Annotated in this window: 15 protein-coding genes; 13 read left to right on the forward strand and 2 right to left on the reverse strand. The window is 41.4% G+C overall.

Translation table 11 applies throughout. The features are described 5' to 3' along the window. Positions 1-57 precede the first annotated feature (57 nt). Together OQX61_RS11410 and OQX61_RS11415 are read left to right on the forward strand one after the other, a co-directional pair. Positions 58-2496 (forward strand): PIG-L family deacetylase, encoded by a 2439-nt coding sequence (locus tag OQX61_RS11410; RefSeq protein WP_265841801.1) that lies wholly within the window; start codon positions 58-60, stop codon positions 2494-2496. 88 nt (positions 2497-2584) lie between these two features. Then, a complete protein-coding gene (locus OQX61_RS11415) occupies positions 2585-4291 on the forward strand; it encodes a sodium:solute symporter (protein WP_265841802.1) in 1707 nt (568 codons plus the stop codon). 154 nt (positions 4292-4445) lie between these two features. On the opposite strand, the gene OQX61_RS11420 is transcribed toward OQX61_RS11415, so the two are convergent. Next, the gene (locus tag OQX61_RS11420; protein WP_265841803.1) at positions 4446-5294 is read right to left on the reverse strand and encodes a DUF2911 domain-containing protein; all 849 of its coding nucleotides are present in this window, start codon (positions 5292-5294) and stop codon (positions 4446-4448) included. 124 nt (positions 5295-5418) lie between these two features. On the opposite strand from OQX61_RS11420, the gene OQX61_RS11425 reads away from it, so the two are divergent. After that, positions 5419-8010, forward strand: a complete 2592-nt coding sequence (locus OQX61_RS11425) for a M1 family aminopeptidase (RefSeq protein WP_265841804.1) — start codon at positions 5419-5421, stop codon at positions 8008-8010. 44 nt (positions 8011-8054) lie between these two features. On the opposite strand, the gene OQX61_RS11430 is transcribed toward OQX61_RS11425, so the two are convergent. Beyond that, a complete protein-coding gene (locus tag OQX61_RS11430) occupies positions 8055-8909 on the reverse strand; it encodes a hypothetical protein (protein WP_265841805.1) in 855 nt (284 codons plus the stop codon). A gap of 367 nt (positions 8910-9276) precedes the next feature. Between OQX61_RS11430 and OQX61_RS11435 the strand changes: the two genes are divergently transcribed. From OQX61_RS11435 to OQX61_RS11480, 10 genes are all read left to right on the forward strand, one after another. After that, a complete protein-coding gene (locus OQX61_RS11435) occupies positions 9277-10605 on the forward strand; it encodes a cytochrome ubiquinol oxidase subunit I (RefSeq protein ID WP_265841806.1) in 1329 nt (442 codons plus the stop codon). 4 nt (positions 10606-10609) lie between these two features. Then, a complete protein-coding gene (locus OQX61_RS11440; RefSeq protein WP_265841807.1) occupies positions 10610-11629 on the forward strand; it encodes a cytochrome d ubiquinol oxidase subunit II in 1020 nt (339 codons plus the stop codon). 266 nt (positions 11630-11895) lie between these two features. Beyond that, a complete protein-coding gene (locus OQX61_RS11445; protein ID WP_265841808.1) occupies positions 11896-12300 on the forward strand; it encodes a hypothetical protein in 405 nt (134 codons plus the stop codon). Between the two features lie 264 nt (positions 12301-12564). Next, positions 12565-13443, forward strand: a complete 879-nt coding sequence (locus OQX61_RS11450; protein ID WP_265841809.1) for a hypothetical protein — start codon at positions 12565-12567, stop codon at positions 13441-13443. A 70-nt stretch (positions 13444-13513) separates the two neighbouring features. Continuing rightward, positions 13514-16444, forward strand: coding sequence for an outer membrane beta-barrel protein (locus OQX61_RS11455; protein ID WP_265841810.1), 2931 nt, complete (start codon positions 13514-13516; stop codon positions 16442-16444). Between the two features lie 301 nt (positions 16445-16745). Then, complete coding sequence (locus tag OQX61_RS11460; protein ID WP_265841811.1) at positions 16746-17324, forward strand: RNA polymerase sigma-70 factor; 579 nt, start codon at positions 16746-16748, stop codon at positions 17322-17324. A 94-nt stretch (positions 17325-17418) separates the two neighbouring features. Next, positions 17419-18612 (forward strand): FecR family protein, encoded by a 1194-nt coding sequence (locus tag OQX61_RS11465; RefSeq protein ID WP_265841812.1) that lies wholly within the window; start codon positions 17419-17421, stop codon positions 18610-18612. A 246-nt stretch (positions 18613-18858) separates the two neighbouring features. Next, entirely contained in the window at positions 18859-22509 is a 3651-nt protein-coding gene (locus tag OQX61_RS11470; RefSeq protein ID WP_265841813.1) for a SusC/RagA family TonB-linked outer membrane protein, read from the forward strand. A gap of 18 nt (positions 22510-22527) precedes the next feature. Continuing rightward, positions 22528-23976 (forward strand): RagB/SusD family nutrient uptake outer membrane protein, encoded by a 1449-nt coding sequence (locus tag OQX61_RS11475; protein ID WP_265841814.1) that lies wholly within the window; start codon positions 22528-22530, stop codon positions 23974-23976. 80 nt (positions 23977-24056) lie between these two features. Further along, positions 24057-25277: a thioredoxin family protein gene (locus tag OQX61_RS11480; protein WP_265841815.1), complete on the forward strand. Its 1221-nt coding sequence runs from the start codon at positions 24057-24059 to the stop codon at positions 25275-25277. The last annotated feature ends 31 nt before the right edge of the window (positions 25278-25308 follow it).

A 25308-nucleotide genomic window follows, 5' to 3' on the forward strand; every position in this document is an offset into this window, starting at 1 on the left:
GAAATTAAGTTTCAGATTGAGGATGTTTTATTTACATTCGGATATTAAGATCTGTTTATGAACCTTCGTCAATATTTGTTTTTAATACCATTTGTTCTTCCATTTTATTTAAAAGCGCAATCTGCTCCGCAGCTCAATGCTGCCGAAATTAAGCAAGGCCTGGAAGGATTAAATTTGACCGGCAGTGTTTTATACATTGCTGCACATCCGGATGATGAAAATACACGCTTACTCACTTATCTGGCCAAAGAAAAGAAAGTAAGAACCGGATACCTTTCTTTAACCAGAGGAGATGGCGGACAAAACCTGATTGGTAATGAACAGGGCGAGCTGCTTGGCCTGATTCGTACACAGGAACTGCTGGCTGCCAGAAGAATGGATGGCGCAGAACAGTTCTTTACCAGAGCCAATGACTTTGGCTTTTCTAAAACCCCGGAAGAAAGTTTCAAGATCTGGGATAAAACTAAAATTCTTGCTGATGTAGTATGGGTGATCCGAAAGTTTCAACCAGATGTAATCATTACCCGGTTTCCGGAAGATGGACGCGCCGGACATGGGCATCATTCCGGCTCCGCAATCCTTGCACGAGAGGCATTTATGGCTGCAGCAGATCCAAAACAATTTCCCGGACAACTGGCCTTTGTGAAACCATGGCAGGCGAAAAGAATCGTTTGGAATACCTTTAATTTTGGCGGACTGAACACCACTGCTGAGGATCAATTGAAGATTGATGTTGGTTTATATAACGCCTTGTTGGGTAAAAGTTATGGCGAGATTGCTGCGGATAGCAGGTCTAATCATAGAAGTCAGGGCTTTGGCTCCGCAAAACAACGGGGCGCTTCCTTCGAATATTTTACTGCTGTTGCCGGTGAACCAGCAAAATCTGACCTGTTCGAAGGACTGGATTTTACACTCAACAGAAACCCTGGAACCAAAGACATTCAACAATTACTTTCCGCAATTAACAGAGAATACCAGGTCTCTGATCCGGGCGCTTCCGTACCGAAATTATTGAAATTAAGGCAAATGGTGAAGGGGAAAGACTTTAAACAGAATTTGCTGGATCAGCTGATTCTTGCCTGTTCCGGAATATGGCTGGAAGTAGCCGCGGCAAGCCCTTCATATGCAGTTAATGATTCTATTCCGGTGAAAGTTCAGGCAATTGCCAGAGCCGGAAAAGATTTCCCTTATCCCATTTTAGTAGAGGAAGAAAGGACCGGAGTGAGCGTGTCGCTGCTGCCAAATCAAATGGTAATCCTTGACCGTAAGTTGTTTGGTAATGCGTCACAGATTACCCAACCTTACTGGCTGGAAAAGAAACATGACCAGGGAAGTTATACCGTAGATGATTTGTCCTTAATCGGGCTTCCAGAAAATCCGGCTTTAGTGAATGCGGTGTTCCGGGTTAAAATCGGTGATCAGGTGATCGAAAGAAAGGTGCCTGTTGTTTATAAATCTACAGATCCGGTAAGAGGAGAGGTGTACCAACCGCTGGTTATTGCACCTCCGGTTACGGCAACCTTTCCCGAAAATGCTTTTCTTTTTAACGGTAAGGAAAGCAAAACGATTACGGTGGCCCTGAAAAGTTTTCAGGATGAGGTTTCGGGGACATTGACAGCTGATTTACCTTCAGGCTGGGTGATGACTCCGCAGCAGCTGGATTTTAAGCTCAGTAAAAAAGGAACGCAGGAAATGCTGACTTTTAAATTGAGTCCCGGTGCTAATGCCAGTCCAGGTGATATGGTGCTGAATGTCAATGTAAACGGTAAAACTTTTCATCAGGGATTACGGGTACTGAATTACGATCATATTCCTGTGCAGACCTTATTTCCGCTGGCTTCTGCAAAGATTGATCAGACAGATCTGAAGTTTTCCGGTAAAAAAATAGGTTATATTGCCGGTGCCGGTGATCTGATTCCTGAATCCTTGAAGCAGATCGGTTTTGAGGTAACACAGCTTTCGGAACAACAGGTTTTAAATACGGACCTTTCAGCCTTTGATGCCATTGTAACCGGTGTTCGTCTGTATAACATCAGTAATCAGATTAATGCTATGCAGCCCAAACTGATGAAATATGTAGAAAATGGGGGCGTTTTGTTGTTGCAATACAATGTGAATGCACCATTAAAGCTAACCAATATCGGCCCATATCCTTTCCGTGTCGCAAATGAGCGGGTAACTGAGGAGGATGCAGCTGTTCAGCTGTTGGCACCGAATCATCCGGCATTAAACTATCCCAATAAGATCAGTCAGAAAGATTTCGAGGGCTGGGTGCAGGAAAGAGGCTTGTACTTTGCAGTAGATGCTGACCCAAAATATACGCCTATATTGAGCATGCATGATAACGGGGATACCGGAAAAAAGGGTTCCTTGCTGGTTGCAGACTATGGTAAGGGGAAATTTGTTTATACCTCCTTATCCTTTTTCAGACAATTACCTGCGGGAGTAACCGGGGCATACCGACTGTTTATAAACCTGCTTTCAAACAAAAAATAATGGATAACTACCGGGTATTTTATAGGTTCCTAATCGGCTGGCTCATCTTTTTAATCTTGATATTTTATGCATTTACTAAATATTTCCAATGAGTAAAGTAGATTGGTCCGTATTAATTGTTACCCTCGTTGTTATTGTGGTTTATGGCATTTACAAAAGTCGGGGGGCCAGAAATATTGAGGGATACTTGCTGGGCAACCAGAGTTTACCCTGGTACCAGGTTTGTCTTTCTGTGATGGCTACACAAGCCAGTGCCATTACTTTTTTATCAGCTCCAGGTTTGGCTTATTCTTCTGGAATGAGTTTCGTACAGTTTTACTTTGGATTGCCATTGGCGATGATTGTGTTGTGTATCACCTTTGTGCCGATCTACCACAGATTAAAGGTGTATACCGCTTATGAATACCTGGAACAGCGGTTTGATTTAAATACAAGAGCCCTGACCGCCTTTTTATTCTTGATTCAGCGGGGTTTATCTACCGGAATCACCATTTATGCGCCATCCATTATTCTTTCCACCATTTTGGATATCAACACCACCTATACGACTTTATTTATTGGGAGTCTGGTGGTCTGTTATACGGTTTACGGGGGTACAAAGGCCGTATCCTATACTCAGATGTTGCAAATGAGCATCATTTTTTGCGGATTATTTGCCGCAGGGATTATGGTGGTTCATTTACTGCCTGATGATATTGGTTTTGGGAAAGCGCTGAGCATTGCCGGGAAAATGGGAAGGACCAATGCAATAGATTTTACCTTCGACTTTAACAATCCTTATACGGTTTGGTCCGGTTTGATTGGTGGATTCTTTCTACAGCTTTCCTATTTTGGAACTGATCAAAGTCAGGTGGGACGGTACTTGTCTGGCGCCTCTGTCAACCAAAGCCGTTTGGGCTTGTTGATGAATGGCCTGGTGAAAATCCCGATGCAGTTTCTGATTCTTCTAATCGGCGTACTCGTGTTTACTTTTTACCAGTACAACCGGCCGCCTATCTTCTTTAACAGCTTTGAATTGAATAAGCTGGAAAAAAGCCAGTATCAGCCGGAGCTGAACAAATTGAAAACTGCCTATGATCAGGCATTTGAAGAGAAACAAAAAGTGGTGGATCAGATGAACCAGGCTTTAAATCAGGATGATAAAGCGAAAATTGACCTTTACAGGACTGCTTTGCAGCTTGCTGACGAAAAAGGGAAGTCGATCAGGAAGGAAGTGACCACATTAATGACTAAGAATGATGAGCAGGCTGATGTCAATGATAACAATTATATTTTCCTGAGTTTCGTGACACAATACCTGCCTAAGGGCTTGATTGGGTTGTTGATAGCCATTATATTTTTGGCTTCAATGGGCTCTACAGCAAGTGCCTTGAATTCTTTAGCCTCCACAACGGTGATCGATATCTATAAACGACTGATCCGTAAAAATGGATCTGACAAAGAATACCTACAGGCATCAAGATGGGCAACGGTGTTCTGGGGTGTGGTATGTATCATTATGGCTTTGTATGCTAGTAAAATCGGAAATCTACTGGAAGCAGTTAATATCCTTGGCTCTTATATTTATGGAACTATTCTAGGGGTGTTCCTTGTGGCTTTTTATATCAAACATGTCAACGGAAAAGCGGTGTTCCTCGCTGCAATTATTGCTGAAACTGCGGTAGTGCTAATTGGACAGCAAAACTGGGTAGCTTACCTGTGGTTAAATGTGATTGGCTGTATGCTGGTTGTGGCAATAGCGATTATTATTCAGCAGTTCCTTAAGAAAAAAATGCTGCCGGAGCAGGTGATTTAGTCAGCTGAACATTCAAAATTTGAAGTTAGCTCTGCAGCCATGTAGGATAGGGGGTCGTAATAAAATAACAAAAAACAGGGTGATCATGATTTATGATACACCCTGTTTTGCTTTGAAAAGCTTTATTATTTAAACAGTTCTTAAAAACCGTATATTATTTTTTTGCTTCAGCAAGTAATGCGCTGTTTAGTCTCACATATTCATCAACCTTTGCTTCAGTAGCTAGTTTGATTCCTGCTTCTGCAGAAGCAATTGCTCCGGCTTTATCACCCATTTTCAATTGAATACGGCCTTTCCATAACCTTACCCATGGTGCTTTAGGATCTGCAGCCTCAGCAGCATTCACCCATTCCAATGCTTTTTTCAGGTCTTTACCATTTTCGAAGTAGTATTGTGCGGCTGCGAAATAAGGTTTTTTATCACCTTTCATCGCTTCTTCAATGCTGGCCATTACCTGAGCATCAATTTCTGTGGTCAGGTCAATGTTTAATCCTGTGTTTTCCCATGACAATTGCAATTGAGCAGTAGTTGGGTATACATTGGCAAACTGGATGGTGAAGGTCTCTACTTTCTCTTTTAGTTTGACAGGTTTCACCTTGATGCGCAGTACATCGTCGCTTTCTTTGTATTCATAAGCACCCCATTGTTTCGAATCTTTATTGAAAATCACTGTCCATTCTGTTTTACCGGGAATGGTAAATAAGCCATAAGTGCCTGCTGGAAGTTCCTGGCCGCCAACTTTTACCGGATCGGTAAAAGTGACCGAGGTTGCTGAATTTGCACCTGTACGCCAAACTTTGTCGAATGGTTCCATTTCGCCAAAAACCTTACGGCCTTTCAGGTTTGGACGGGAATAAGAAATGCTGACTTTACCCAATCCAAAATTCTGCGTGATGGTTTGAGCAGAACTCGCTTGCGGTATTTTTATACCTTGCGCCTGAAGTTCTGTGTTTAATGAAACCGCTAGTGCGAGGATCATCAGGGTCTTTAATGTTGTCTTCATTTGATTTAGTTTTTTGTTACTAATTTACACTAAAGAATGATTATTTCTATAAATTAAGTACCAGCCATGGTGTCTCCAGAAAGATATGACGAACAAATTAGAGAATCATTCCTAAATTAGCCAAATGCTTAAAGTACGTTATCTTTTTCCTGTCGTTGCTTCAGTTTTTCTATCTTGTGCAACCGTAAAACCGCTTCCTGATCCAGGTGTGGAAACCGGCGTTTCCCGCAGTCTGGCGAATTATAGAAAAGCTAATATTTCGGATGTTCATTACCTGATGGAATTGGATATTCCAGCCGAAAAAGATAAGAGAATCGGAGCATTAGCAGAGATTTCTTTTCAGCTTAAGTCCACAAAATATCCTTTGCAGCTTGATTTTAAAGAAGATCAAAGCCGCATTCAAAAACTTTTGGTTAACGGGTTGCCTATCCAAATACAGCTGCGGGAGGAACATTTACTGATAGATCAGAAATATTTGAAATCAGGGAAGAATGTTGTTAACCTGGAATTTCAGGCAGGTGATGGCGCCCTGAATCGCAACGCAGATTATTTGTATACTTTGTTTGTACCGGATCGTGCCAGAACTGTTTTCCCATGTTTCGATCAGCCGGATATGAAAGCCGTTTATACCCTGACCTTAAAAGTGCCGCAGGACTGGAAGGCTATTGCAAATGCAGAATTGAGAGATTCCAGCCTTACCAATACCCGGAAAACTTATCGCTTTAAAACATCTGATACCATTAGTACCTATCTTTTTTCCTTTGCAGCAGGCAAGTTTGAAAAGATGAACGCCCGGATGGATCATTTAAATGCAAATTTCCTCTATCGTGAAACAGATACAGCGAAGCTAAACCATAGTCTGAATGAAATATTTAAGATTCATGGGAATTCATTAAAATTCATGGAGTACTGGACTGGAATACCTTACCCGTTTCAGAAGTTTGATTTTGTTTCGATTCCCGATTTTCAGTTTGGAGGAATGGAACATGTAGGCGCGATTCAGTATAAAGAATCTTCCTTGTTTTTAGATGGAGGGGCTACAAAAGATCAGTTGAACTCCAGAAACAACCTGATTGCCCATGAAACTGCACATATCTGGTTTGGAGATTTGGTGACGATGAATTGGTTTACTGATGTCTGGATGAAAGAAGTATTTGCCAATTTTATGGCGGATAAAAGTACAGAGGAATTAACCGGTAAGGCAGACTTTGATTTGAAGTTTTTAGTAGATCATTTCCCTGCAGCTTATGGGGTTGATCGTAGTATTGGAGCAAACCCTATCCGTCAGGATCTTGATAATTTAAAAGATGCCGGCACACTTTATGGCAATATTATTTATCATAAAGCGCCAATCATGATGCGCCAGTTGGAACGTATGATGGGAAAAGAGAAGTTTCAGCAGGGGGTACGGGAATACCTTAAAAAGTTTGCGAATGGCAATGCTTCCTGGCCGGATTTGATTACTATTCTGGATAAATATGCAGACGCAGATTTACAACAATGGAATAAAGTATGGGTAAATGATAGCGGTAGGCCGGTAGTAGATTACCAGCTGGAAAAGAAGGATGGGAAAATTACCGGTTTTAGGATTCAACAAAAACCGGAATATAGCAATGCAGCCGGAAATGGAAACAAAAAGATCTGGCCACAACTTTTTGAACTGAGTTTATATTATCCGGGAGGTGTTAAAGAGCTGACGGTAAATTTGAATGCAAAAGAAGTTGAAGTAAAAGCGGCCATTGGAATGGATGTACCTTTGTTTGTTCAATTTAATTCTTCCGGACAAGGTTACGGCGTATGGCCGGTAGATCCTGCGATGTTCTCCGCATTTGATCAGATAGAACTGCCATTGAACCGCGCTTCGGCCTATATCTCTCTTTTTGAAAATATGCTGAATGGCAGATCTGTTAAACCAACAGCCTTGCTGGACTTGTTGATGAGCAGACTGGGACAGGAAAAGGAAGAGCTAAATCTGAAACTGATGACCGGATACATCAGTACTATTTTCTGGGAGTTTACCGACAGCCAGGAAAGGTTGGCGATCCATAGCAAGCTGGAAAAAATATTATGGAATGCCATGGTAAATCAACCACTTGCTAATCATAAGAAAATACTTTTCAAAGCTTATCAGGATGTTTTTCTGTCGAAGGCTGCATCTGATCAATTATTCCTGATCTGGAAGAGCCAGCAAGCGCCAAAAGGCTTGATACTATCAGAAGATGATTATACGGCACTTACTTTTGCTTTGGCACTTAGAATGGATGATAACGCCAGTTTGCTTCAATCACAACTAGCCAGAATTAAGAATAGCGACCGCAGAAAACGTTTTGAATACATTAAACCTGCGGTTTCTGCTGAGCTTTCTGATCGTAATGCTTTTTTCAAGCGTCTGGAGTTAAAAGCCAACAGGGAAAAAGAAGCCAACGTTGGTGTTGCATTGTATTACCTGCATCATCCACTCAGGCAAGCCACTTCTATTGTGTACCTGCGTAAGAGCCTGGAAATGCTGGCTGAAATCCAAACTACCGGTGATATCTTTTTCCCTCAAAGTTGGTTGCAATCCACCTTCAGCTATTACCAAAACGAGGAGGCTGCCAGGGTGGTTACAGACTTCCTGAATGCACACCAGGATTATAATCCTAAGCTTAAAGCGAAAATACTTCAGGCTACAGATTACCTGTTCCGGGCATCCCGCTTAAGAAGTGGTAAAGATTAGCTTAAGAAATGATGAAAATTAGCTTGAGGAATGGTAAAGATTAATCATTTGGGCTTAATGGTTTTATAGGTTATTTTTATCATTTCTGTACTGGTTCCTTGTTTTACCTGTAGACTGGATGGATAGTTGTTGCTATTGTATTCATAGGCATAAGTGGTTCCGGCTGTGCTGACCGGCAGGTAATCGACGCTTAAAGGATTCGTTTTTGATAAAAGCGTTCTGGGCTGCTGCGGTGTTGAATGTGTTAAGAATAACAGTTGAACATAAGAAATCTGCTGGTAAATTCCCTGTCGCTCGTCATAGCCAGTGCTCATAGTCGTTGTTTTGGTGTTTTTGGTTAGCACGACACTAATGGCATTTCCTAAGCCGTCATAGCTGATGTTTTCTTCTTCGGAAAGTTTGCTGTCGATGCCGTATTTTTTCAACTGTTTGATCCGTTTTTCCTCATCATAGGTAATGGACCAGGATCCCATGGTGTTGTCTTTGCTGTCAAACAAAAAGATTTTGTAAATCTGCCCTTCTTTATTCACCATATACTCCAGGCTCTGCTGAATTTTGCTGTCCTTGTAACGTTCATATCGTGAAGGAGAACCATCCGGACGGTATAAGAATTTTGTGAGGATTCCATCGGATTGAACAATTTCGTTTAGCCGGGCTGTTTCTTCTTCATATTTAAACTCGGTACGGAGATTGTCAGAGTTGATACGGGAAGGGACCATGATAACTTTTGCTGGTGGACCAGGTTTTTCCGGGTCCTTAGGATTTTCTTTGTCTTTAGCCGGATCCGTTGGAGTTTGCTCATTTTTCTGACAGCCATAGCCCAGTAAAATAAAGCATAGCGCAACCAGGTAAAATGGGTGCAGGACTGCGCGGAGGGAGGAAATGGTTTTGATATTCATATAATTGGGATTGATGAAGGTCTAACTTATATTTAATTATCTTACAACGGTGATATTTGCAACTAATAATTAATTAAAATGTATTTTATTTTATTTATTGGTTTTTATTGTAGAGCTTAGTGGGTGTTTGTTTTCGTTGTAATTTATTTTTAAGGTTAAGCTGCTGATACAAGGCTGATCCAGGAGGGATGTCAGAAGATGTCCGGATTTCTGTAATTAAATTCATGTGGATGAGTAGCGGTTTTGCTGGTTAGTTTTTTACTCAGGTATGTTTAATTAATCCGCGAAAAGTATGTTCTGCAATCATTAAGCATTAACTTAGCGAGCATAGAATTCTTTTATCCATTACCGTTTTTTGCAAATTAATATGGACGATTTTTTAGCTGCCCGCCTTCAGATGGCCTTTTCCTTAGGCTTTCACATTGTTTTCGCTTGTATAGGAATGGTAATGCCATTCTTTATGTCTCTGGCACATTTTTACTGGCTTAAAACCAAAAAAACAGTTTACCGGGATGTCACAAAAGCCTGGAGTGCCGGGGTGGCAATTTTCTTTGCTACTGGAGCAGTTTCCGGAACAGTATTGTCATTTGAACTTGGCCTGCTCTGGCCAAAATTTATGGAACACGCAGGACCTATATTTGGGATGCCTTTCTCTTTAGAGGGAACGGCATTTTTTATTGAAGCAATTGCCCTGGGTTTCTACCTCTACGGCTGGAACAAACTGAACCCCTGGTTTCACTGGGCAACAGGAGTTGTGGTTGGGATTAGTGGCTTGTTATCCGGAATTTTGGTGGTTGCCGCAAATGCCTGGATGAACAGCCCTGCCGGATTTGATTTTATAGATGGCCAATACCTGAACATAGATCCTGTCAAAGCGATGTTTAATGATGCCTGGTTTTCTCAGGCCCTGCACATGACGGTAGCGGCATTCGTATCTACTGGATTTGCCGTTGCAGGCGTGCACGCAGTCATGATTCTGAAAGGGAAGAATATCGCTTTCCATAGTACAGCATTTAAAATCGCCGCTATATTTGCTACTGTTGCAGCCTGTTTACAACCTTTAAGCGGAGATATCTCTGCAAAAGATGTAGCGAAGCGTCAGCCGGCAAAACTGGCTGCGATGGAGGCTCATTTTCATACCGAAAGAAATGCCCCCTTGATTATTGGAGGCATACCGGATACTGCAAGGAAAACAGTTGATTATGCCATCAGGATACCTGGTTTACTTAGCTTTATGACTACAGGTGACTTTAATGGAGAAGTAAAAGGCCTGGATAGCATTCCTAAGGAAGATCAGCCTCCGGTTGCGGTGACGCATTATGCCTTTCAGATTATGGTAGGATTGGGCATGGCGATGGTAGGTCTGGCGCTCCTGTATTTTCTTGCTTTATGGAAGAAGAAAAACTGGCTTAAAAGTAACTGGTTGCTCAAGTTATTTGTACTGGCCACCCCAATGGGATTTATTGCATTGGAAGCCGGATGGACAGTCACTGAGGTTGGCAGACAACCATGGATCATTCATGGTGTGATGCGTACTGCCGATGCAGTTACTCCGATGCCTGGAATTGCCTGGTCTTTTTATCTGTTTACGGGGGTATATATATCTCTGGCAGTCATCGTGACTGTGTTACTGTACCGTCAGATTACCATGGTAGGTAAAATTTACGATTCATCATCTAAAGTTCCTAAAAGCTAATATTATGATATACGTTGTGATTACTTTTCTCTGGACCGCTATTCTGCTTTACATTTTATTGGGCGGTGCCGATTTTGGCGCAGGTATTATCGAGTTGTTTACCTCGGAAAAGAATAGAGAGCGGACCCGGAAAACCATGTATGAAGCGATAGGCCCGATCTGGGAAGCCAATCACATGTGGCTGATTATTGCGGTGGTGATTCTTTTTGTAGGCTTTCCTAAAATATATACCACGGTATCTATATATCTTCATATCCCGTTGGTAGGGATGCTACTGGGCATCATCGCCAGAGGTACTGCATTTGTATTCAGAAATTATGATGCCGTGGAAGATGACATGCAGAAAGTGTATACTCCGATTTTTGTGTATTCCAGTCTGATAACCCCTTTCTTTCTGGGAATTATTGCGGCCAGTGCCGTGTCCGGAAGGATAGATCCTCAGGCAAATGATTTCCTCTCAGCCTTTGTTTTCAGCTGGTTGAATTGGTTCTCTGTTGCTGTTGGTATTTTCACCGTCAGCATTTGCGGGTTTTTAGCAACGATCTTTATCATCGGCCAAACTACAGTAGAAAGCGATAGGCTTCATTTCATCAGAAAAGCAAGAAGAACTATTTTTGTCGTGATGTTTTGTGGTGCATTGGTCTTCCTTGCTGCTTATTTTGAGAAAATACCTTTGTTTGACTGGATTTTTGGGGATACACCCGGATTAATCGCCATCATCGCTGCCAGTATTTCTTTAGTGTTGATGTTTTTTGTGTTAGATAAAGATAAGCCAGTTCTTTTAAGGTTACTGGCCGGTTTTCAAGTGACCATGATTTTGTTTGCGGCTACTTATAGTCATTTTCCTGATATCCTTTTACTAAAGGATGGCGCGAATCTTTCTTTGCTAACTCACCAGGGACAAGCCAAAACCATAGACTCATTGGGTTATGCTTTATTGATTGGTAGTATTTTCATATTACCGGCATTGGTGTACCTGATTTATATTTTTCAAAAGAAAAAAGAAGTAGATTCAGATCACTAGTAAGCAGGATATTCAGGTTGTTAATTGTTTTATTCTTTAGTCTTTTGGTTTTACAATAAATGCTCTGATGATTAAAAAGACGATGACCAGACCCATCAGCATGATCATGATTTCTGACATTCCTACTCTTACTCCTTGTATGTTCATGTTTTTAATTTTTTTTTAAGGTATAAAATAAAACTGCTAAAACCCCTGTTTTTAGATTTCATCAAACAATTCGGCCTCTTATTAGCTTTTAAAGAGGAAGATTCTTTAAAATAGAAATTATGGATAGATTGATTATGGAGTCCGTATTAGCGGATGTAAACGGCTTTAATTTAACAAAGGATAGTCGCGGGGGATATACCGGCGCACTGGTCATGGGTTTTAATGAGGACCGAATAGCTCAGGTTAACCATGTTTTCTCTGAATTAAAAGGAATGGTTCAGGAAGAGGGGGTTCAGCTATTGATTTGTAAAACTATGGTAGATGGTATCTATGATCTGGAAATTTGTACCGATGCTTTGGATGAGCCGGTCCGGATCAGTAATAAAGCAATCAGTAAGGAAATGATTCAGGATATAGAAAGTCATGTGGGCAATGAACCTAAAGTGCTACTCGGGGCGGACGGTTTAGCCGTAGAAAACTGGCTGGAAATAGGTAGTCTGGATATCAAAAGATGCGAGGGCTAGTTTTTTATTTAAAACTCAGTATGTAACAAATTAAGATAAGTAGTATATCAGGGAGATATTTTGTGTTTAATTCGCGTTGTTTTTTGTACACCGAAAAGTTGTGGATTTAAGGAAAAGGGTGTTTAAACTAACCAGGTACACAAAGCAACGCGATACTTCGGAAAAAGGGTGCAGCGGGAAATTTAGCAGATAGATTAAACCTAAACCATTTTCTAAAGTCTCTAACATATCAACTGATTGTACGACCTCTTAATTTGAAACATTATGAAAATGAAACTCTCCAAACTCAGTCTTTCTTCCTTATTATTTCTTGCATTCAGTTCAGCTGGATATGCTCAGAAACTACCAGATGTACAAGCTAATGGTGTATATGCACCTACAGGAATAAGAGCAGATGGAAAAAATACGGAGTGGAATGATAGTTTTCAGGCCCTGAACAAAAGAACAAATATCTATTATACGATTGCCAACGATGACAATAACCTGTATGTAGCCATTAAATCTACAGACCCGGCCAATAACACTAAAATACTGGCGGGTGGTATTACACTTTCCATCAACCCTGATGGTAAGAAAAAAGAAAGTATTACTTTAACCTACCCTGTGGTAAACAGAACCATGAGACAAGGGGGCGGTCAGGGCGGAGGTCGTAGAGCAATGATGATGGGGTCCGTTACCGGGTCAAGTACAATCACTGTGTCTGGCGGTCCTGGTGGCGGACAGCAAATCAATAAATTGCAAAGAGATTCTATGATGGCCGAAATGCAAAAAAAGCAATTGGCACAAGTAAAAGAGATTAAGATCAGTGGTTTCAAAAACACGACAGATACCTTGATATCTATATATAATGAATACGGCGTTAAAGCAGTAGCGAGTATTGCTAAAGACAACGCTTTCTTCTACGAAATAGCCATTCCATTAACGGCACTAGGTCTTTCTAAAGACAGCAACACGGAATTTGCGTATAACATTAAACTGAATGGTTTACAGATGCAAGGATTTGACGGCGGCGGTGGCGGCGGCATGAGAGGTGGCGGAGGTGGTAACTTTGGTCCACGCGGTGGCGGCGGCGGCAACTTCGACTTTCAGGCCTTGATCAGTCCTACAGATTTTTGGGCTAAGTATACTTTAGTAAAAAAATAAGCGCTAAATAACCCGTACCAGGCTTCAGCTTCACACACAAACACACACACAAACCAACCAATACAGCCTCATGAACCATTTCTTTACGGTTACAGCCCTCCGGCTGCAGCAAGTCCCGTGCATCCGATATTCTTCCGGAGCATTAAAAAAAACACTGCTTTTATTCGGATTCATTTTAAGTTCGGCATACGGCTTTGCTCAAAATCAGGGTAAACAAACACCACCACCGCCACTTCCCACAAGGGAAATCAGCGGAATTGTAAAAGACTCTACAGATCTGGGTGTAATTGGCGCTACGGTAAGCCTGACTTCAGACAAAGATACCTTGAGAACCAGTACCAATTCTGATGGGATTTTTGTCTTCAAAAATGTAAAGTCGGCAACCTATACGCTGATGGTTCAAAGTATTGGTTATAGCCCTACTAAACCGGTTCGTTATAGACAGAACGATGCGATTCCCAGAATTGTGATGGATCCGATTACGCTGAAAGAAGAGAAAAATCTGTTGAATGAGGTCGTGATCAGTGGGACTCCATCGATTACCTATAAAACAGATACTGTGGAATACAAGGCCAGCGATTATATCGTCAGGAAGAATGCAACAGTAGACGAATTGCTGAAGAAAATGGAGGGGATGGAAGTGGGAACCGACGGAACGTTAGTTCACCAGGGACAAGCGGTGACTAAGGCTAAATTGAATGGTAAGGAATATCTTGGCGGTGATCTGGCTAATGCGATAAAGAACCTTCCGGCAGAGATTGTCGATAAAATACAGGTTGTAGATGATTATGGAGATCAGGCTGCAAGGACCGGTGTAAAAGACGGTGACCCGGAAAAGATTTTAAATATTACGACAAGGACGGATAAGTCGGTGGGGAATATGGTCAATGCCAATGTGGCTGCTGGTAGTAATAAAAGATTTGAAAGTGGGGTTTTCGGTACGAGAATTAACGGAAACCAAATTATCGGTGTAAACGGAAGCTTCAATAATACGATCAATGGTGTCGCTTCCAGCGGAGATAATGGTGGAAGCAGCAATAGCGGCGGTGGTGGAAGAGGTGGAAATAACAACAGTAATTCTGGCAGCAGTGCTGGTAGTGGAGGAACAACCCAGGTGGGTAACGGTTCGCTTAGTTATCGTGATAAAGTAAGTAAGAAGGTTTCTGTGAACCTAAACTATGGTTTCAACTCATCCGATGTGAACTCTCTTACGGAAAGCGATGCACAAAGGTTTGCCGTAATTGATACCAATAAACAAAAAGGACCGGTAGATAACGTCACCAATGAAGTGGCAAAAAGAATGACGGATAACCTGACTCAAGGTCATAATGTTAGACTGGAAGTAGAAGTGGAATTGGATAGCAGTAATTTTTTAAGGGTTATACCTACTTTCCGAACCAGTTCTACGACAAGTACCCGTTTGGATACTATTTTTCAGGATGGCTACAACCACAGAGATGAATTTAGCAGGAATTTCAGTAAAAATACCAGACCTCAGGTTGGGGCATCGGTATTCTATCAGCATATTTTTAAAAAGCCAAGAAGAAACGTTTCCATGCAGGTAGACCTGAACAGTAATAATCAGGAAGCCGAGCAGATTCAGGATGCAAGGTATATTTTTTATGGGGATGCTGCCGAAACTCAGCGTACCGACTCATTGGTGAATCGTATCATTGCCCGCAAAAATTTGCAGAGCAATTATAGAGGTAGCCTGACTTATGTGGAGCCTTTAACACTCAATACACAACTGGAATTTAATGCCCAGGTGAACTATAATGGTTACGACAATATCGCTACCACCAGAAATATTGGAGCTGACGGGTATCTTGCTGTGATTGATTCGCTGAGCAATATTTACGATTATTCATTTACGCAGGGACGCATCGCGATGAACTATCGCTATGGTCTGGACCGGATGTCGAAAGTGAGATTCTCTGTCGGATTGACCGCGGTGCCTGCTGTCTTATCGGGAACTAAAGCGAGTTTAGGGACCACGACGCATAGAAATAGCTTTAATGTAATCCCAATTGCACGTTTTGAATATATGTGGTCGAGGCAACATAAAATCCAGATCAACTATGCAGGAAATGCAGTAGAGCCTACATTTGATCAGATTCAGCCGGTTAGAGATGTAACGAATCCTCAGAGCCCGGTGATCGGTAATCCTGACCTGTTGGCGTCCTTTACCCATAGTCTGAACGCCAATTATAATAATTATATCGCCAATTCCAGATTGAATTATTCCCTGAATGTAAGAGGGACGATGACGGATAATGCCGTGATCAGAAATGTGGAACAAATTAGAACCGTTCTGCCAAGTGGTGCATTTAATACGATCAATGAAACCAGATTTTTAAATACCAATGGGGTATATAATGTAAGTGCGAACTATTCTGTCAATAAACAATTGAACGATAGAAAATATAATCTCGCTTTGAGTGGCTCAATCAACTATGATCACCGTCTGTCTATGACCAATGGTCTGAAAAATACGACTAATGTTTTGACAATGATGGAGCGTTTTGGTCCGAGAATAAACCCTACGGAATGGTTCGAAATTAACCCGAATGTTTCTTATACCAATACACGCTCAACAAATAGTCTGGTAACCGCCGCCAATAGTGATTACAATACGCTTGCACTGAACGTAGATGGCAGGGTATATTTATGGGATAGCTATTTGTTCGGTTATAGCGCCAGTAAGAATTTTGTAAGAGGAATCAGTGCTAATTTAACATCGAATCCTTTTGTAGTCAATATGTATGTGGAGAAGGAGTTGTTCGAACGTAGAGGGAAGATTACAGTCCAGGCGTTCGATTTACTAAACCAGAATAATTTTTTAACTCAGGAAATTTCAGGGAACGATGTAATCAATACGAAATCGAATGCGCTGAGCAGGTATTTTATGGTGAGGTTGACGATGAGGTTGCAGAAATGGTCTGGTGCGCAAGGGAAAGGTGGAAGAGGAATAATGAGAAGGGGTGATGGAAGTTTCATGTAAGACAAAATTTTGAGTCTGTTCGAAGGCTGGAATCTTTTGCCCGGAAGAGGGCAAAACTTCCCGGGCCTTTTCACAGACTCAAGAAATTTTGTTGGGAGACAAGAAAATTAAAAAGGGAAGGAGTTAGGGAAAGGGAAGGAGTTAGGGAAGAGCTTGTTATATAAAGGCCCTGATACAGGTTTGGAATCCAACTTCGGCCTGCAAATCAGGGCTTTGTTGTTTTGTGACCTTGCAATACCTTCAGGCGTAGGGGGCGATATTTAAGCGATAATTCTTATATTCGCCCGGGGGATACAATGAAATGCTTAATTATGAAACAATATCGGACAACGAACTTGCCGAATTGTTGAGGTCTGGGGATAGGGGAGCATTCACAGAAATTTACAACAGGTACAAGTGGTTGTTGCATAGCCATGCGTTTAAGTGGATGCAGGATCGGGAGGAAGCGAAAGATATTGTTCATGAGCTTTTTGCCACGTTATGGACGAAAAGGGAAAGTCTGTCTTTTCCGGATAATTTGTCGGCTTATCTTTATACGGCGGTTCGTAACCGCATCTTTAATGTCATTTCTCATCAAAAAGTAGCGTCACAATATTTGAATTCCCTGCAAGCTTTTATAGATGAGGAACAATGTGCTACGGATCACCTGGTCCGCGAAAAACAAATGAGCTTATTAATTGAAAAAGAAATTGCCGCCTTACCTGTTAAGATGAGAGAGGTTTTTGAGCTGAGCAGGAAAGAACAGTTGAGTCATAAAGAAATTGCGACGCAGCTGACACTTTCTGAGCAGACAGTGAGGAAGCATGTACAGCATGCATTGAAGATCCTGAGGGTGAAATTAGGTCTCATGGTATTTTTATTCCTGATTTCACATCACTAGGAATTAATTCAACATTTCTTCATTTTTATTTACCCCATGAGCCCGGGTTGCCTGTCTGTTCTTTTGATAAGGATAAACAGCATTCCTTCATACTATGGCGAAACTAGACGCAAAAGAGTTATTGATCAAATATCTTTCCGGCGAATGTACGGAAGAAGAGCAGGCGCTATTGGCGCAATGGCACTTGAACAGTACCGCAGATAGGGAAGATCAAATGGTCGGTTTTGATTTAACAGAACAGGAACGTAGGAATGATTTAGACGAAGTTTGGTCAAGATTGCAACTGGATGAAGAAAAGGCACTGTTTAAAGAAGAGAGACCCCGCCGTCTTTTATGGCCTTCCATTGCCGCTGCTGCCAGTATTGCTATCGCATTAACCGCCGGAATACTATTCTATACTTCTAAATCCGCTAAGGAAGATAAAGGCCTGTTGACACAGCGCCAAACTCAGCAGCAACACTTGCCTGCCGGAGGAAACAACGCCGTACTCACACTTGATGACGGAACGCAGATCTCTTTGTCGGATGCTAAAAAAGGAACCCTGGTTACAGAATCCGGAATTAGTATCTCTAAAACTAAAGAAGGACAGCTGGTCTACCACCTTTCTAACATAAATAAACCCAATACCTACAATACGATAAGTACCCCTAACGGTGGACAATACCAGGTGGTGCTGCCAGATGGCACTAAAGTATGGCTAAATGCGGCTTCTTCTTTAAGGTTTCCTTTAACTTTTGACCACCTGAGCGAACGCAAAGTGGAGCTGAAAGGGGAAGCTTATTTTGAAGTAGCCAAACAGTTGAAAAATAAGAAAGGCGAAAGAGTGCCGTTTATCGTGCTAACCGAAAAGCAAGAGGTAGAAGTCCTGGGTACCCATTTCAATATCAATGCTTATAAAGACGAACCGGCAGTGAAAACAACGCTGATGGAAGGAAGTGTAAAAGTAGCAGGTCAGAAAAATACGCTGGTACTTAAACCAGGGGAACAGGCTACCGGCGGTCATGATCGCTTGTCATTATCAAAGGTAGATACTGAAGACGTGATCAGCTGGAAAACCGGTTATTTCCGCTTCAACGATACAGATTTAAAGACCATCATGCGTCAGGCTTCGCGCTGGTACGATGTGGATGTAGTATATGCAGGGGAAATCCCTCCGATTTTATTTTCAGGGGAAGTGAGCCGAAAGGTTGATGCAATGGCTTTTCTGGAAATGCTAAGGTACCTGAATATTAAATTTAAAATAGAAAAGCAAACCAATACCCGCAATAGAATCGTGGTATCGCTTTAGTCAACAAATCATAAACCATAAACCAAAAAGATGAAGAAATATTTACTAACCAAAGAATAGGAGCAGAGAGATATTAACCCACAAATAACCGGGAAAGTGTTGAAGCACTTCCCCGGTCGAAGATCCTGATTGATACTCGGGATCAATGTCCGGTTAACCCATTTTTTCTGTTTGTCCCGATGGTAATCGGGACCGAAAAAAACGTAGCAATAGACCTTACTATTTTTAACCCAACCTTACAAATGTATGTATTTATTTAATACTTCAAAAGGTATGGACAGGGCTCGCCTTGTGCCATATTTTAAACCATTTCAGGCTGTTTATGCAAGGGTTTCCAGCATAAACACCTTAACCAGAAGACAAATTATGATGCGGATTAAATTGATCACCATATTGATCACTATATCCTTGGTACAGGCTGCAGCGAGCACCTTTGGTCAGAGAGTAACACTGCGCGAAAAAAATGCCAGTTTACAACAGGTACTCTTGTCCATCAAGAAACAAACGAATTACACTTTCCTTTACAACAGCGACCTGGTCAGGTCAGCGAAAAGAGTGAGCTTGAATCTGGAGAATGTCCAATTGGAACAAGCATTAGATGCCTGTTTTCAAGGGCAGGACCTGAGCTTTAAGATCATTGAAAATACCGTAGTGATCAAGAAAAAAGACTTCACGGTATTGGATCAGCTTAAAAGCACTTTCAAGTTTGTGAAAGTGACAGGAAAAGTACTGGATGAAAAAGGTCTGCCTTTACCCGGAGCAACTGTACAGGTGAAAGACACAAAAAAAACGGTTATTACTAATGGTAACGGGGAGTTTGATTTTGCTGCCGTAGATGAGAAAGCAACGCTGATTGTATCTTTTATCGGCTATAAAGCCAAAGAAGTTCCGGTAAGTCAGGGCAGTCCCTTCAATATTACTTTAGAGGTTAACCCCGGACAGCTGTCGGAGATATCAATTGTCTCTACCGGCTACCAGAACATCCCTAAAGAACGTGCAGCAGGTTCTATTACCAGCATCAATGCGGATAAAGACCTGAAAGGTAAAATGCAAACCAATATTCTGGACAGAATTGAAGGAATGTCTGCTGGTTTGACCAGCTATAGTTTAGAAGGTAAAACGCAGTATCAGATCCGTGGTGTTTCTTCTTTAAATGCAGAAGTAAAACCACTTATTGTAGTGGATGGAGCCCCTTTTGAAGGTGATATTCAATCGATCAATCCTTCAGATGTGGAGTCTGTTAACGTACTTAAAGATGCTACAGCAGCTTCAATCTATGGCGCGCGCTCTGCAAACGGGGTGATTGTCATCAATCTGCGCAAAGGAATAAAAGGACCGGTAAGGATTAATTACAACGGAACGGCGAAACTTACCCCGCTACCTGACCGTGACTATGCAAATAAAATGAGCAGTGCGGAGTTGGTAGATTTCCAAAGAGAGATGTTCAATCTGAAATCTCTTTCTTATGGAGGAATAGATCCAAGAAAGTCTATGAATGATGTTTTTAGACTGCTATATGAGGCAAAGAACAAAGCTGATGTTAGTAAAGAATGGAATGCTGCTGATGAAGCTCAATTACAAACTGCGCTGGATTTTTACAGAAATAACGATAGATATGATCAGGTGCTAGACGAATTTATTCGTAAAACAGCCATCGTACAACAACACAATTTATCGATGTCGGGTGGTTCAGATTTCTATACTTATAACCTGAGTGGAAATTATATGAACAATAACCCTTATGAGCGCGAACAAAGCAATACACGTGTAGGCTTTAACCTGAACAATAGCTTCAATTTCACCAAATGGTTAAAGGTAAATGTGGGCATCCTGAGCAGCTCTTTTAAAGAAGATTACGACAATGGTGTGAGTGGTATTAATATGTTAAATACGGGTAAATCTTCTTATTTTATGTTAAGAGATAAGAATGGAAATCCGGTTAACTGGCCAAATTCAAAATCTCCGCTGGAGATTGACCGCTTAAATGCATTGGGTTTACAGAATGAATATTATGCGCCTGTAAATGAGATGGGCACTAAACATTATAACAATAATAGTGATTACCTGAACCTGAATTTTAATGCAAATATTAAACTGGCAGAAGGATTATCATTGAACCTGCTTTATCAGAAAGAAAGAACGGAGAATTATACGAAGCAATACCTTAGTAAAAATGCGTATGAGGTGAAGACTCTGATCAATGATGCAACGAGAATTAAACCTGATGGGAGCAAGGAATTTCTGATCCCTAATGGTGGACAAGTAGATGAAACCAGAGCGGACATCAATTCACATACCTTACGTGCACAACTTAACTACAATAAACTGTTCGGAGATAAACACCGTATTGATATTATTGCAGGTTCAGAACAACGTCGCATCATCGCTACAGATACCAGATTGTACAGGTATGGCTATAATGACAATAGTTTGTCTTTTGGTTCAATTGATGAGGTGTCGTTATTTAAACAACAAACCGGTATGGAGTCTGTTGGTGGTAGTTTCTTCTATAAGAAAAAGGATGAGTATTTTACCAATACAGAAGATCGCTATGTTTCATTTTATGGTAATGGATCTTATACTTTTGATCGTAAGCTGACGGCAACGGCGAGTATTCGTATGGACCAATCGAACTTATTCGGTTCAGATCCTAAATATCAATATAAACCACTTTGGTCTACCGGCTTGCTGTACGTAGTTTCAGAAAAAGACAATGACTGGTTGGATCGTCTGGCCATTCGTGCAACTTATGGTATCAATGGAAACATTTCTAAAAAAGGTGGCCCATACCTGATCATGACGGATTATGCCAGCGCGAATCCTATAAACAATCAGGCACAGGCAAGAATTAAAACGCCTCCAAACTCTGGATTACGCTGGGAGAAAACCAAAGTGACCAATTTTGGTCTGGACTATAGTCTGCTAAAGGCTAAATTTTCCGGAAGCATCGATTTTTATAATAAGAATACCACCGATCTGTTAGGTCCGATGAATACGGATCCAACCCTGGGATGGAGTTCTGTAAATATGAACTTTGCGAGTATGCGCAACCGTGGTGTAGACGTTTCATTTACGAGCAATAACATGGCCACCGCAGATTTCAAATGGAGTACTACGATGAACTTCAATTACAATCAAAACGTAATCACCAGAGTAGAAAATACAGACAATACTATTTATAGTTATGTGGATAAGGTAAATAACAGGGTAGGTAAGCCAATGAACTCGCTGTACAGCATCCGTTACAAAGGATTAGATGCTTTAGGCAGACCAATTGGGCTGACTAAAGATGGTAGAGAAGTGAAAAACACTTCTGAATTAACGGTTGATGATCTGGTTTATGAAGGAACTATCACGCCACCATTTTCGGCCTCTTTAATGAATACTTTAAGCTATAAGAATTTTGATTTATTCTTCATGTTCATTTACTATGGTGGCAATAAAATGCGCGACGTGATTAGTCCATACCTGACGAAATTACCGGAGTTGAATTATACCAATAACATGGATAGAACAGCTTTAAATTACTGGGAAAAACCTGGTGATGAGCTGATTCCCGGAATGGCGCCTGGTTTTTACAATGTTGCTGCGGCCGGGATTACACAATTATGGTCGGCAGGAGATCATGGTGTTCAAAGAGGTGATTATATCAAGTTAAGAGATGTGACGCTGAGCTATTCTCTGGCCAATGAGTTTTTGAAAAAGAACCATGTACAGAAATTACGCCTGAGCTTCCAGGTACAAAATGCCTGGAGATGGTCCGTAAATAAACAAAATCTGGATCCTGAAGCCTGGTTTACCACAATGCCGACCGACGCAAATGCGAACAGCAGAGTCACAACAAGAGGGAATTTTATTCCGGCAAGCTACACATTCGGCCTGGCTGTTAATTTTTAATCCATTAAACAGATACAAATGAAAAAGATATTTTTTGCTTTATTGCTTACTACAGGAGTCTTTACCGGATGTAAAGACTATCTGGATATTAAGCCTAAGGGATACACCATTCCTGCGCTTTTTGAAGATTATCAAAAACTGTTAAATGACAATGCTTTAAACAACTCTTCTTCGGCTTACCCGAATTACCTGACGGATGATGTACAAGCCGGAATTGAAAAGGATGAAAGCAGCAGTACGGATTATACCTTGTTTTCAATATTAAAACGTAACCTGTATGGTTTTGCACATGGGGCGACCTTAGAGAGTGGCAATGTTGACACATTTTATGAATCGGCTTATTCGCGGATTTTCACCTACAATACCGTCATTAATAACGTTGAAAATGTTCCGGATGGCGTAACGGACCTGAAAAAACAGTTGAAAGCAGAGGCCATGGTAGGCAGAGCATTTGAGTACCTTAATCTGGTAAATGGATATGCAGTTCATTATGACGCAGCAACGGCAGCTACAGATTTAGGTGTTCCGCTGGTTCTGGTAGAAGACATCAATAAAAAATACATCAGAAATACGGTTGCAGAAGTATATGCCTTTATTTTAAAAGATTTGACGGAAGCACAGCCGAATCTGGCAACAAAGGGTGGAGATCGGTTTCGCCCTACAAAAGCTGCGGTTGATGCTTTGCTAAGTAAGGTTTACCTGTATATGGGTAACTATCCGGAGGCCTTGCAAAATGCTAATGAAGCATTAATTGTAAATAAGGCATTGATGAATTACGGGGATTATACGAGCAAGCTGGGCGTTACTTACGGTAGGGTAATTCTGGAAAGCAATAAAGCGCTTGTGTTTCCTACGCTGGATAAGAATATAGAAACGATCTGGGGCCGTCAAACCGCCACAAGTAATGGTCATGTATTTGCAGAAGTATATGCCAGTCCGGATCTGTTAAATACTTATGCCAAAGATCTTCCTGCCGGGGCTGTAGATAAGCGTTTAAAACTTTTCTTTTGCCAGGATTTCGCTCAATTTGGTGGAAACGTGGCTAAATTTCCGGGAAGAACCCTCTGGGGGCCTTATGTTGAATTTAACATGGCGATTAGTACCGGTGAACTGATGTTGATCGCTGCGGAAGCCGAAGCCAGAGTTGGTGATGCAGCTATTGCTTTAAAACAACTGGATGTACTGAGGAAATCACGTATTGTAGGAGCCACTCCATTGGTCGCTGCAACGAAAGATGAAGCATTAAAAATGGTACTGGATGAAAGAAGAAGAGAAATGCCTTTTCAGGGAATTACCCGTCTGGTAGACTTGAAACGCCTGAATAAGGACCTGCGTTTTGCGAAAACGGTGACTCATACTTTCGGAACACAAACAGTTACGTTAGCGGCAAATGACCTGCGCTATGTATTGCCGATTCCTCCAAAAGTACTGGCCATAAATCCTTCGCTTCCAGTATTGGACCGTTAAAATAATCATTACGCTGCTCTCTGCGGTTTTAATCTGCGGGGAGCGCATATATATATTGAATCACTCTAATTACACACCATATGAAATACCTTAACCTGTTCCTGTTGTTGCTGATCGCCACTGGCCTGAAAGCACAGGAAGGAATTAAATTTAACCAGACGACTACCTGGGCGGCAACGAGCGCTAAATCTGCAGAAGAAGGCAAATTGATTTTTATCGACTGCTATACTTCCTGGTGTGCGCCCTGCAAATGGATGGATAAAAACGTGTTTGTTGATCCTACAGTAGCTGATTTTTTCAATAGCCACTTTATCAATGCTAAAATTGATATGGAAAAAGGAGAAGGAATTGAGCTCCGTAAAAAATATAATGTGCAGTCGTTCCCGACTTTTCTTTTTGTAAATGACAAAGGAGAAGTGATCCACAGAACGGCTTCAAGAATGGCTGTGGCTGAATTTCTGGAAGAAGGAAAGATTGCTGGAGATCCGAAAAGAAACCTTTCTTTCCTGACCAGTAAGTATGAATCCGGACAAAGGGACATTCCTTTTGTACTGGATTACTTCCTGGTATTGCAGAAAACAAACCGTACCATTGGAGATCCTATCGGAAAAGATATTTCGGAGAGAATCAGTCTGGCGGAATTGAATTCTGCGTTAGGATGGAAAGCAATTAAAGCTTTAGCGAGAACAGAAAGCGATCGTTTAGGTGCGCATTTTATGGCAAACCAGGCTGCTTATGCTGGCTATGCAACGGAAGTGGAAAGAGAGCAACTGAAAGACCGTTTGATCACGAATACGATGTATGGTTACCTGTATTCTAAAAATGAAAAGGCTTTCATGGATCGTCTTTCTTATTTCAAAACCCCGGATAACTTAGCCCGTAGAAAGCAAGGTATCATGCTGGAAGCAGATTTCTACCTGTACAACAACAAGAATGCAGAATATATTAAAATCACCAATGCAGCTTTAAAGGGCGACTTGAAAGATGATGCAGAAAAACTTAGCTTTTTAGCCAGAAGAGCAGATAGTAAAAGCTCAGCAAATGCTAAAGATGCGGCAAATGCTAAAGCGGTTGCAAATCCTAAAATTCTGAAACAGGCTTACAAAATGGCAAAACAGTCAACCCTGCTGGAGCCGGAAGAATATTCTATCCAAAGCACTTTTGCTAAAGTATGCCTAAGCCTTAAAAAGAAGGACGAAGCACTGGTTGCTGCTAAAAAATCCAGAGCGCTTGCCGATGCAGAAACCTCTAAGATTCAAAAGCTGGCGCAGGACCTGCTTGATAAAATCGAGTTGTTGTAAATAAGTCATAACAGGGAATCAACACCATGGA

Origin of the sequence: Pedobacter sp. PLR (assembly GCF_026239675.1) — a bacterium.
Taxonomy (GTDB): Bacteria; Bacteroidota; Bacteroidia; order Sphingobacteriales; family Sphingobacteriaceae; genus Pedobacter.